Origin of the sequence: Microcoleus sp. B3-D2, assembly GCF_036705345.1 — a bacterium.
Classification (GTDB): domain Bacteria; phylum Cyanobacteriota; class Cyanobacteriia; order Cyanobacteriales; family Microcoleaceae; genus Microcoleus.
Genome location: NZ_JAUBUG010000120.1, coordinates 1 through 11,180 on the forward strand (window position 1 = coordinate 1; position 11,180 = coordinate 11,180).

Below are 11,180 nucleotides of genomic sequence, written 5' to 3' on the forward strand. Positions count from 1 at the left end.
GCCTATCTTTTTTTACCACAAGTTGGCTCAATCCTTACTAAATATGGGTTTGGGGCGGGTCGTCACCCCCCCAGGCAAATTCCATGTATGTGTAGTACACTGCATTCAGTAGATAAGCGGCTCAAATAACACTTTATTCGATCGAGTTTCGTAAAAAAATAGTTAAAGCCTATGAACCCGGTGATACATCAATTAGAACGCTGGTGAATTGTTGAGCGCGTAAATACAAGATTAACACATCCTGATAGCTCGTTTGACAGGAAAAACTTTTTGTTATTCTACATCACGCAACAAGTTGCTCAGACATTCCCTTCGACTATTAATTCACTATCTAAAGTTTGCTCATCTTCCGATGCCATATCAAAATCAAAGAAATTATTTGCATCGTATGCGATCGCCGGCGTTGCTTAGTGATACCCTAATTCAGCAACGCCTTTTTTTGTAATACCATCTGCTCAACGATCTTTGCTTTGCTGCAAATGCCGCCCAACTTCCTGATGACATACGTGCCAAAAATACAGGGCTAAATTCAGAAGAGCTAATAATTTAGTGCCATCTTCTAACATCGCGTGTACTCCTTGACTTTGCAAGTTTAACATATCCTCAAACCTGGAGATAGCAAACAAGAGAAATGCTGCAACTAATGGCAGGTAAGGAGTGGTTTTCATGTATCGCCCAAACTTAACTCCGTAAAGGAAAACAGCACTACCATAACACAAATAAATTAATTTCTTAGATATTCCCAACCGAGAAATAATCAAAGTCATCCGAAACCTGTCATCCAGGAAAAAGACTCCGAGTAGTAAAGCACTAAAAAATAAGAAGATTGCCGCTCGACTGCGCGGATTTTTCTGGCGCAGCACTCCGAAAGTAAATGCACAAATTGCGACTGGGGTACACCAGAGGACTTCGGAAACTCCGGTTAGAATGCCTTCGTAAGGGAACCAGAAATTAAAAGGATCGCTAAACAGGCGTTCAACTCCGTCTCCCTGATTGTTGAGTTTTGCGTATACGCTCAGCCCGCCCAAAATCAGAACAGTCAGAATGTTAAAAGCAGCTAAAAACTGTACACGAAAAAAGTGTTTTTTGAAAACTTCTAAAGAATGTGAAAAGTTGGGAATTTGATCGAATAAATGCAGATGCTTCATAAAAAATCTCTCTAATTAATAGGGAGCGTTACTTATTCACGGGTAGCCAAACCACAAATGTAGTGCCACGCTCCGTTGGGTATAATAAATTAGTTTCTGCTGAGGGCAGCCATTCAGGATTGACTGGGGAAAATACTTCTATTTCTCCTTGCATTTGGCGGACTAAATCCCGGGCGATCGCCAAACCCAATCCTGTGCCAGGAATTTCGGTCTGCGCTTTTTCTCCCCGGTAGTGCCGCTCAAATAAATGCTCTAAATCCTGGGGGGGAATGCCGGAACCAGTGTCGCTGACTGCAACTGCTATGGCAGGCAGTTGGCTGTATCCGGCCCGATCGCCATCCGCTGCTTTGTACCTTACTTTAATATAAATTTGGCGGCCGCCAGGGGTATATTTCAAAGCATTGTCAATTAAATTGCTCAAAACCTCGCGCAAAGCTCGATCGTTCGCCCAGACTGGTGGCAAATCCGCCGGAATGTCGGCTACCAATTTCAGATTCCTTTCAGATGCCATCGCTTCGGCGGAAATTAACAGCGGTTTTAAGACTTCTGCCACAAAACAGGATTCCTGCAAATTGGCAGCAGGTGACAGCGAGAGAGGAGAATGGCGGATTGATTCCACATTGGAGATTGCTTTTTCTGAAGTACCCGATCGCAGTTTTAGATGTGCTTCGCCGGTGTCAACGGTTCGATCGAACTGGCCGAGCAACTCTTGCAGGCGATCGCTCTCTCGGACAATACTAAAAGCCACATTGCGGTTTTTGTCTTCCGGTACCAGCCGCCGCGTTAACAGCTTGCCAAAAGTTCGCAACGCTGTCAGCGGACTTTTGAACTGGTGCAGCAAATTGTGCATCGTGTCGTAAACCTGAGCCTGGATTTGCCGACTCGTACCCAATTCCTGCTGCATCCACTGCGATCGCTGGTCTAAAATGCAGGCTAGGGCTAAGGTGCGAGCAATTTGTTGTATCTGAGCCTCCTCTCGCTCGTTCCAAGGCCTGTCTTGCCGACCGCTGACTAGAAGTCCCATTACAGCTCCCTCGTGTATCAGAGGCGTCACAATTTGCCTGCGCTGCTGCCACACATTCTCCGGGCCTTGACACTGATGGGAACTGCGCTCCTCACCCGGAAGTCGCTCGGGTGCGATCGCCTCTACCGTTGATTCTTCTGCCACAAGAGGCGGCGCCAGCAGTCGCGGTACCGGTTTGACTGTCGAGCTTTCGGAAGATTGCAACCTCAACCCCTGATTTTCTTCCGATTCGGCTGAGGTTTCTGGGTAAACCGCGATCGGCACCAACTTTGCTTCGCTGCCTTCTACCAACTCTTGTGTCAGGTATACCGCGCTGAATTTCGCTCCCAAACTAACGGCGATGGCCACCTGCGAGCGGCAAAGTTTGACAAATTCGGAACTGGCTGGCATTAACATGAGCGCCACATTAAGATATCTAACGGAATTCTAAGTAAATTACAAATGCTCGGCTACCGATTACTGATGAGAGACTTCGAGATTTCAGGTTTTTTCCCTTTGATAGAAGCCAGCTATGTTGAAGGCATGGGGCTTTCATGAACCCAAATTGCCCCGCATCCGGGTCCGCGTAGTTTCCACCGATCCCCAAGCTTGGCTCTTGCCGGAAGTTGCGGCCCACCATACCACAACCGCTACACTTTTGTCGATCGGCAGGAATGTTAAGATTATGTCGATATATTAAAAACAGTTGAATTTTTGAGCTAGAACGGATATACTGGCCTCGGATTTGGTAGCTATCATTACAACCTGTCTGCTCATACTGTCTGCTCACAGAGGAGGTAAAGAAATTGGCCAGGAGACGCAAACGCAAGAGTCGCCGCCGACAAGAAGGACGCAGAATTTTAGAGTGTGTGCCTCAATATAGCATCGAGAGCGGCGAAGATAAACCCGTAACAGCGGCTCGCAAGTTCATCCATGCAGAAGGCATTGCTCCCCCAGCTTTGCTGTTAGTCAAGCGTAACGAGCATACCACTGACAGATACTTCTGGGCTGAAAAAGGTTTATTTGGAGCCCAATACGTAGAAGAGAACCATTTCTTGTTTCCCAGCTTAAAGGTGATGTTGGAAGCTACCACAGAAAAAATTCCTGTGGTGTCAGCCAGCCGCGCATAGCTCAAAATGTTTAGCTCAAAACATTGACAGCAATGTTTTTCTAAGTTTTTTAACAAAAGCGCGAGAGTTCTCATTGTCTGGAGAGTGCCAACTGAAATTTATGCGAAAAGTCCTTAGGAATTAGGGTATAAGGAGCCATCGCAAAAGGCTCGATCGCAGCCCAAGGGCGATCGCCACAATTGGCACTTTCACGATAATGGTTTTTTTTACTGTTTGGTCGATCGAACAAGTGGATCAAAAAAACAGCCAACGAGAGAGCCGCTCTTGTTGAGTCATCGGTTTGTCAGCTCGAAGTCTAACTACGGCATCTAGCATATCAAAAAACGTTCTGCGTCAAACTTTTAATCGAGCGGTTTCAAATCTAAAGCTTTTTGCATGGCTGCTAGTTCATCGCGGTGAGCTCTGACAGTAACAAAGCTCTTGGTTTGGCTTCCAGACTCAGCAACTGATTCGAGTTTGAGGGAGACTTGCTCAGAGCGTCCAGCTTTTTTCCAGTAAAATACCCCCGCCAGCGGGGACAGCAGTACCAAAGCTAGGAAAATTTGACCCTGTTGGGGAACTAGCATTCCCAAAACCAGCCCCAAGCACAGAGTCCCGCCTGCACTCAGCAGAGTTAGAAAAATAGCTAGAAACCAACTCGGCCGCACAAAACCCTCAAACGTGACTTTATAGTTGGGGGCATCGACGGCTGCAACTCGGTAAGCTCTATCGGCAAAATACTGTTGTAAGTCGGCTAACAGTAACTCTTGGGCGCTCTCGGAAGCCAGCTTGACTTGTTCGATTCGATCTTTGACTGAAGCCTTGATGAAGAAAAACAAGCCAACAGCCAGCAGTAGCGTTAGCACAAATGTTGAAGGAAGAACAGCAGTATCCATCGGTAGAAGTTTGTGTAATTGAAATTCTCTACTATTACTTTACAGAACTTGACATACGAAAGCGATCGAGGACTTACGCACACACTTTGTTATCAAAATTCGCAGAAAGCTTTGTAGCAAGGGGTTTTGCTCTCCATCACCCAATTCCCATATCTCCCCATCGTCGCTAATTCTCAAGTGACAATGCGTAAGTCCTGACGTAGTGTAACGGCTTTAATCGCTGTGCGGCGGGCGATCGAGCAAAGCGAAGGCAATCGGGCAAATCGCTTTGCAAGTAGCGCCAGCTTCTCTTGGGTTTAGGCATCCGATTCAAACTCGGTTAACCCGTCTGACCAGTTTCTAAGGCGCGGGAACGACGATCTGACGCGCCGTTTCCCTGACCGATGTACTCATGCCAGAGACGAGCTAGGTCTTGAGCTTGGTGCCGCCACTCAGGGAGGATTTGATACATCCGGCGGGGGCGGCCGCGTCCTTCTACTTTTTTCCAGTAACCCGTGATTACGCCTTCATCTTCGAGGAATTTCAGAGCGCTGTAGAGAACGGTATCAGAAAGTCGGTAGATGGGGAATTCCCTCTCTAGTTGGCCAATCAGTTCTGTACCGTAGGAATCTCCGCGCAATAACACGGAGAGAATGTAGCACACAGCTAATTCCTTGTTTAGATAAACAGGAGGGGGGTCTTGAAAAAATTGATAGATATGTTCAAACTTCATCTGTCTTGTCCGCTGGAAACTCTCGTGATACCGTCAGGTTAACGGGAGAGGAAAGCGGGGCGGGAGATGCCGCTTCCTAAGGATTAAGTGGACATCGGGGAAACAGAGGTGCAGTATTTCCCCAGTGAATGTTGATGGCCCCAAAGGCTTGTCCTGCACTTCGGTAATGTTTGCCTGCCCCTTTGTTGAGGAGCACTGCCGTAACTAGCGCAATTTTTTCCTCTTCCAATCTATCGCAGTGACTCTTGTCAAGTGTGCGATCGCCTGCAAGAGTTGGCAGTTACTTTGGAAGTTAGTGTTTTAACTGAATTTGCCGTTGATGTTTGCGCTTTAGCTTGGCTTCAAACCGAACTCAGGCCTAACATGGCGCGCAGTGTAAAAGTTAAAAAGACAAAAGTCGCTACAATCGAACTAATCAGGGCGATCGCAGTTGCCGGTCGATCGAGCAGGGGTTTGAGTCGCTCGAACAGGAAAAAGAAAATTCCCAGACATATCGTGATGAAAAAGCGCGGGTAGCGAGAGACGTTATTAATAAAATCTTGCATGAGCTTGGTGGGGTAAAGTGTCACAGCAACATCTTTGACTGGTAACACTTGTGAGCGAGTTAGACAATTTTGGCACAGCCGAAGCTAAATCTGCCGATCGGGCGATCGGGCATTTTTGCCGCCGAGGCTGACATATATAATTCTAACGAAAACTTTTCGCCGATCGCTCCGGCACTGTCTGTTTAATGCCGGAATGCTAAGTCCGGTGACAACTTCTGAAGTATTTGTATTGAGTTCTAGTTGTGATAAATATTGTAGTGCCGTTATTTCTAGATAAATGTCTGCTTCCGCACCTTTTCAAGTGTTGCCGCGTCCCTTTCTGCAATGGCCCGGAGGCAAAACTAGGTTGAAGATATTAAAAACCCAGAGAATCACACTATGCGAATTTTAGTCTTTGATTTGGGACAATATCCAAGAAATCCAGCCTTGGACAGTAGACTTACGCCTTTTTATAGTTGTATCATTAATATCGGGACGATTTTCTGAAATTATTTTACAGATTGCATCTTCTGGCGGAATTTCTCCCTGTTTAAGGGTTAATTCAAATACTAAATAAAAAACTTTTTTCTCTAAAATTTTATTAATCAAATCTAGATATTTAAATTTAGGTCTTTTATGTAAAATTGACCTTCCTTCACTTGTTAAGCGAAAGATTGGTTTTTTTAGAGAACTTTTATCTTTTTCTATCAGTCCAATATACAGACCAGCATTAGTATAATAGTCAGTTTGCCTGCGGTCAAATTTATAGTTTTCAGTAATATCATCTGTGGTTAAATCTCTTTCTAATAACAAGGATAATAAATATACTATCCTCTCAAATTTATTAGCTTGTGGCAATGGAACCTTTTGCTCTTCAATTACTTTAATATTATTGAAGACGCGATCGACATCACTCCGTTGTATTTCTTCGGGAGCGATCGTATAATTTTTTTGCGTTATCAGTTGGAGAGAGTTATAATCTTTATCATTGCTAAATTCATAAATAAAAAAGCTAAAAATGTCGTTATAGTATGTCATCAATACGGGAATCACTTTTTTAGTTATTCTTTTTGACCACAATCTGTAAGGATAGTAAAGTTGTCGAATCAAAAAATCCTCAATCAAATCTTTTTTAGATTCTATCAATACAAAATAATTTTCACTTTCAAATCCTGCATCTATTTCACACTGAGAATTTTCAACTTTGATTGAATATGTTTCGTTGGCGAGGGAATTTATAATATTAAAATCAAAAGACTCTGTAGACATTCTCCCAGAAACAGTATAAGCGGTTTTTTCACCCACTAAATCATCTATAATACCGATATTAAATGCACAGTGCAATGCCGAACTCTCCGAATATAAATTTTTGTAATCTATACTCTCTATCTCTGCTGGAAATTCAAAATGCGTCAATTCTGTTTCACTATCATATTCAACTTTCAAGTGTGCATCAAACTTCCCAATAACGTATTTAGAACGAGAAATTGGCAATATGGATAGATGATTGTCTCGAAAGATATCTGGCAAATTAACCCGGTGATCGAACTTTGCCATCAGCCTGCTTTCTCTTTGCTTATTAATTTGAGCGGCTTCTATTTCAAAACAACCATTTTTCTCTACTTCTTCTAATATCTTATGCCTTTCAAATAATATTTCCCAAGCTTTGTCATTGGCAGTTTTCTGGCTTCTACTCATATTTATTTATCCTGAATTTCATAATTCAAAACTAATACTTCATCAACCATACCTCTTTTCAAGGCATTTGAGTTGATACTTCTCGTTGCCCTAACTTTTATGATTGTATACTGATCATCCTTGTACAAATCCCGAATAAAATCCGTACAAGAATTACTCAGCATTACCTTGCAACCTCTTTTATGTAAAGCGTCAAACTCTTCTTTTAGTCGTTCTTGTTCGTCTCTATTAAAGCCATTCACATCATAACCCGTAAAAGAAGCTGTTTCCGAAACTGGATCGTAAGGAGGATCGAAATAAACAAAATCTCCTCTCTTGGCGCTTTGAACAGCTTTTGCAAAATCCTGAGTTAACAGTTCTATAGTGTCCCTCTTCAAGTATTTATTCACAGCCCTTAAAACAGCGTTATCTAAAATATTTGGGTTTTTATACCTACCAAACGGAACATTAAACTGACCTTGAGAATTTACCCTAAACAAGCCATTATAGCAGGTTTTATTTAGATAAATGATTCGTGCTGCTTTTTCCACTTCCGACAAATTTGCATATTCTTTCGTTGAACGATCTAAGTCTCTCATGCCATAATAATACATTTCGCTATTGGTATATTTATCCTTGCTTAATTCCTCGATTAGCTCATCTAATGAGTCTCTAATTACTTTATAGCAGTTAATCAGTTCTCTGTTGCTATCATTGATAACAGCTTTTGGGTGTTGTAACTCAAACAAGAGTGCACCTCCACCTATGAAAGGTTCATAATATGTCTGTTTACTTGTCAGCTTGGGAACATACTTACGAATTTCTGGCAATAACTGCCTTTTACCTCCTGCCCACTTCAAGAAAGGTCTTACTAACGGATTGCTTTTCACTGAGATACCTCTAACGCTACCTATCAAAGAACAATACATTGTAAGTTGAATTTTAGTTCAAGTCAAGAGTAAAGGGTGATATGGATTCAAGGTGTAAGTCGCAGTTAAATAGATCGACAAAAGCACCTTGACATAAATCTATTCATCTGATATGTCTGGGAAAACAATCTGAATTAAGCCGATCGCACTTGAATCACCCCTCGGTCGAAAACCCGTTTGTCAGTACCGATAGAACTGACAAACATCCGGTCATCATAGACATCAAACGTCGCAAAACTCAGGCGGCTAGCAGAATACTCCGTCCACTCAGAACGCCCCACGGGACGAGTGCCCGCGCCGGCACCGCAAATTAAATAAGTCGTACCGTTAATCGAGCGAGTGCGTTCGTAACTGTGTTCGTGTCCGTTGATATAAAGCTGCACGCCGTACTTTTGAAACAAAGGCGCCAAACTCTTAATAAAAGATTGATTCGATCCGTAGACGCCAGAGGAATAAATCGGGTGGTGACCGAACACAACTTTCCAAGGTGCCGTGCTCTGACTCAACTCTTTTTCCAGCCAAGCAAGCTGATTTTCCCAGTCAGCATTGTGATTGGTATCTAAAGCAAAAAACTGTACCGGATCGCGGCGAAAAGTATAGTAGCGACCTTGCATATTAAAACCAGCATATTTAACTTGCTGGTCGCCGTTACCAGTGCGGATGTCGTGATTTCCCAGACAAGCATAAAATTTTACGTTTTGCTGCAATAACGGCCCATAAGGCTTCTCGAAAACAGCATTAATTTTTTCAAATTCGCCGTTATTGTAGATATTGTCGCCGGCGAGAACAGCAACATTAAAAGGGTTTTCCCGGTGATATTGCGCCATCGCCTCAGCCACAGCATACTGACCTTCAGCGCCGGTACCGGTGTCGGCCACCGAAATAAAGCGTAAAATAGGCGGTGAGGCCGGCAATGGGACGCTCGCCCTTTCTGCCTCAACGTTAGAAGGCACAGCAGCCTTGGCGTCTGTACCCCAGGCAGTCCGAAGCTGAAACATTTTCCAGACTCCGGCCAAACCTAAGCTGCTGAGACTGCCTAAAATTAGAAAGTGACGGCGTTTGATGCTCATTTTGATTCAGTTACAACTAATGAAATGATAAATTAAGGTTGAGATGGCTCAACTAAAAATTTATCGCTTTTAGATATATTTGCAACGCCCCAAGGCAGAGAAAATGTCAGAAGAACAACTAAACCAGTCAACTCCCGAACCATCTCAATCTCCGACACCGCAGGTTGATTCGGCTGCAAAGTCTGCCCCCACTGGCAGCAAAACTCAAAATGCCAGCAGCGCGGTTCCCAAAAGTCAGACAATCAAAGCTTTGATGGCATCGATTGGGAATTTGGGAAAAAAAGGCAAAAAATTACCAGCCGAACCCCCCTTGCAGCAAGAAAAGCCGATCACGCCCACCGCTTCTGACTCAGCAACAGTAACTCCTCCCGCTGTTGCTGCGGAAGTTAACAGCGTGCCACCAAAAGTTGCTGTAAAATTTGATAAAAAGCCTGTATCCCAACGCAGGGAAGGGAGCTTTTTAGAGAACGTCGGTGTACTTTGGCAAAGTATTGTGCGGCTAGTGCGATCGCTACTGCCACCATCTACGAACCAGAAGCTCTCCGATCCAATTTTAAACGCCGCCATAGCAGCAATTCTGATCGTTGTAGTCGGTTTAACTTTCAATAGTTTCTCGCCAAAACCGCCGGAGAAACTAGCAAAAGTGCCTCTCCCAGCAGCGCAGCAATCGGCGCCAACCTTTGACGATTTTGTGGGGCCGGGAACGCCGAAATCCCCAGAGGCGATCGCACCGTCTAAGCCAATCTCTGCTAAATTCAAAAGCAAATTGCCCGATTTAGTGGCTCCGGAAAAACCGCAACCAGTAGAAATTATCCCACCGCCACCGCTGACGCCCGAACAGTCTCTGATTGCTGGGATTCAAAATCAAGTTACTGACATTAAGAATCGACTGGGCGGCAGTTTAGTTGAGTCTGTTCAAGCTAATTTTTCGAGCAGCATTTTGACGGTAAAAGTCGCTGAAGATTGGTACAAACTCAGCGAAGTCGAGCAAAATCAACTAGCAACGAAGATGTGGAAGGAGGCTAACTCACTCGATTTCAGCAAGTTAGAAATTGCGAATATGCAAGGCAAGTTAATAGCTAGAAGTCCGGTTGTTGGTTCGGAAATGATTATTTTAGATAGAGGGATTAATTAGAATTTAAAGAGTCTGTATCTGTACACCATCTTACCAGCCTTACAGTCCAGGACGCAGAACCTAATTATGTAGCGTGTTCCCTGCGTACCTTACGGCTGTTGATTTGTTTGAGAAATATCGAACTTTTCCCAGATCCGACAGAAGGCTAGCATTAAATCATATGATGTCAGCGGTCAAGACCACAATTAAATAGGTTTGTAGTGAGGACTTCAGTCCTCATAAAACTACTAGGAATGAAGTTCTCACTAGAAACCTTAGAACGCTTATTTACCCTACATTAAATTAATTAACTTTGAGGAAAATTGAAAAATGACAATTTTAACTCAAGTCGAACAAGTAGAAATTGAATATCCCAGCAGCGACGGAAACCCGAGGGCTGAAAGCGGCCTCACGCGCGATTACATGACTTACAGTGTAGAAGCTGTCAAGCTTTACTTTCAAGAACGTTCTAATTTTTACCGGTGAGCTAATTCTTTCATTTATTATGAACAAGAGAACAACCAAGCGGTTGTTCCTCCGGATATTTATGTGGTGTTTGGATTTGCCAACCACAAAAGGGATACTTATAAAGTTTGGGAAGAAGGCGGACTTCCTCCAGATTTTGTGTTAGAAATTACTTCGGCAACAACTCAGACGAAAGACCAAGAAAGTAAACCGGAAATTTAGGGGTCTTTGGGAGTTAGGGAATATTTTCAGTACAATCCGTCGGCCGATTATCTGAATCCGATTTTACAGGAAGTAGGTTTGATAAACAATCAGTACGAGCCGATTGCAGCCAACAATATCGCTTTCGATACGCTGTGGTTGTTCAGTGAAGTGCTGGGACGGGAATTGCATATAATTTCAGGAGAATTGAGGTTTAGAGTTCCTGAAACGGGTGAGTTTTTGAAGACTCACAAGGCTGGGGGGGTGACAAAGAGGCCTAGGAGATAGACCGCATCAGCGTTGCAGCCCGCATACCTTGTTGATAAAAGCGA

14 protein-coding genes are annotated in these 11,180 nt (G+C 43.7%); 5 read left to right on the forward strand and 9 right to left on the reverse strand.

Annotation, left to right across the window (positions count from 1 at the left end; genetic code table 11):
• Window positions 1–455: 455 nt before the first annotated feature.
• Complete coding sequence (locus tag QUB14_RS27245; protein ID WP_333221175.1) at window positions 456–1,148, reverse strand: hypothetical protein; 693 nt, start codon at window positions 1,146–1,148, stop codon at window positions 456–458.
• Between the two features lie 28 nt (window positions 1,149–1,176).
• A complete protein-coding gene (locus QUB14_RS27250) occupies window positions 1,177–2,562 on the reverse strand; it encodes a GAF domain-containing sensor histidine kinase (protein ID WP_333221173.1) in 1,386 nt (461 codons plus the stop codon).
• 121 nt (window positions 2,563–2,683) lie between these two features.
• Here QUB14_RS27250 and QUB14_RS27255 point away from each other — a divergent pair, with 121 nt between their 5' ends.
• Together QUB14_RS27255 and QUB14_RS27260 are read left to right on the forward strand one after the other, a co-directional pair.
• A complete protein-coding gene (locus tag QUB14_RS27255) occupies window positions 2,684–2,851 on the forward strand; it encodes a hypothetical protein (RefSeq protein WP_333221171.1) in 168 nt (55 codons plus the stop codon).
• A gap of 106 nt (window positions 2,852–2,957) precedes the next feature.
• Window positions 2,958–3,281, forward strand: a complete 324-nt coding sequence (locus QUB14_RS27260; RefSeq protein ID WP_006635576.1) for a DUF3155 domain-containing protein — start codon at window positions 2,958–2,960, stop codon at window positions 3,279–3,281.
• A 70-nt stretch (window positions 3,282–3,351) separates the two neighbouring features.
• Here the strand turns inward: QUB14_RS27260 and QUB14_RS27265 are convergent, their stop codons facing one another.
• The 7 genes from QUB14_RS27265 to QUB14_RS27295 form a co-directional block, all read right to left on the reverse strand.
• Window positions 3,352–3,531: a hypothetical protein gene (locus QUB14_RS27265; RefSeq protein ID WP_333221169.1), complete on the reverse strand. Its 180-nt coding sequence runs from the start codon at window positions 3,529–3,531 to the stop codon at window positions 3,352–3,354.
• A 91-nt stretch (window positions 3,532–3,622) separates the two neighbouring features.
• Entirely contained in the window at window positions 3,623–4,156 is a 534-nt protein-coding gene (locus tag QUB14_RS27270; RefSeq protein ID WP_190657759.1) for a cofactor assembly of complex C subunit B, read from the reverse strand.
• 319 nt (window positions 4,157–4,475) lie between these two features.
• Window positions 4,476–4,868 carry a PadR family transcriptional regulator gene (locus tag QUB14_RS27275; RefSeq protein WP_190657761.1) on the reverse strand — a complete coding sequence of 131 codons (393 nt, stop codon included), beginning with the start codon at window positions 4,866–4,868 and terminating at the stop codon, window positions 4,476–4,478.
• Between the two features lie 341 nt (window positions 4,869–5,209).
• The gene (locus QUB14_RS27280) at window positions 5,210–5,413 is read right to left on the reverse strand and encodes a DUF751 family protein (RefSeq protein ID WP_190657763.1); all 204 of its coding nucleotides are present in this window, start codon (window positions 5,411–5,413) and stop codon (window positions 5,210–5,212) included.
• 387 nt (window positions 5,414–5,800) lie between these two features.
• A complete protein-coding gene (locus QUB14_RS27285) occupies window positions 5,801–7,090 on the reverse strand; it encodes a type II restriction enzyme (protein WP_333221165.1) in 1,290 nt (429 codons plus the stop codon).
• Window positions 7,091–7,092: 2 nt separating this feature from the next.
• Window positions 7,093–7,998, reverse strand: a complete 906-nt coding sequence (locus QUB14_RS27290; protein ID WP_333221164.1) for a DNA adenine methylase — start codon at window positions 7,996–7,998, stop codon at window positions 7,093–7,095.
• Window positions 7,999–8,132: 134 nt separating this feature from the next.
• Window positions 8,133–9,068, reverse strand: coding sequence for a metallophosphoesterase (locus QUB14_RS27295; protein WP_333221162.1), 936 nt, complete (start codon window positions 9,066–9,068; stop codon window positions 8,133–8,135).
• 103 nt (window positions 9,069–9,171) lie between these two features.
• Here QUB14_RS27295 and QUB14_RS27300 point away from each other — a divergent pair, with 103 nt between their 5' ends.
• The 3 genes from QUB14_RS27300 to QUB14_RS27310 all read left to right on the forward strand — a co-directional run bounded on the left by QUB14_RS27300 (window position 9,172) and on the right by QUB14_RS27310 (window position 10,869).
• Complete coding sequence (locus QUB14_RS27300; RefSeq protein WP_333221160.1) at window positions 9,172–10,203, forward strand: hypothetical protein; 1,032 nt, start codon at window positions 9,172–9,174, stop codon at window positions 10,201–10,203.
• A 309-nt stretch (window positions 10,204–10,512) separates the two neighbouring features.
• A complete protein-coding gene (locus QUB14_RS27305; RefSeq protein WP_333221158.1) occupies window positions 10,513–10,668 on the forward strand; it encodes a hypothetical protein in 156 nt (51 codons plus the stop codon).
• A 12-nt stretch (window positions 10,669–10,680) separates the two neighbouring features.
• Window positions 10,681–10,869 (forward strand): Uma2 family endonuclease, encoded by a 189-nt coding sequence (locus QUB14_RS27310; RefSeq protein WP_333221177.1) that lies wholly within the window; start codon window positions 10,681–10,683, stop codon window positions 10,867–10,869.
• The last annotated feature ends 311 nt before the right edge of the window (window positions 10,870–11,180 follow it).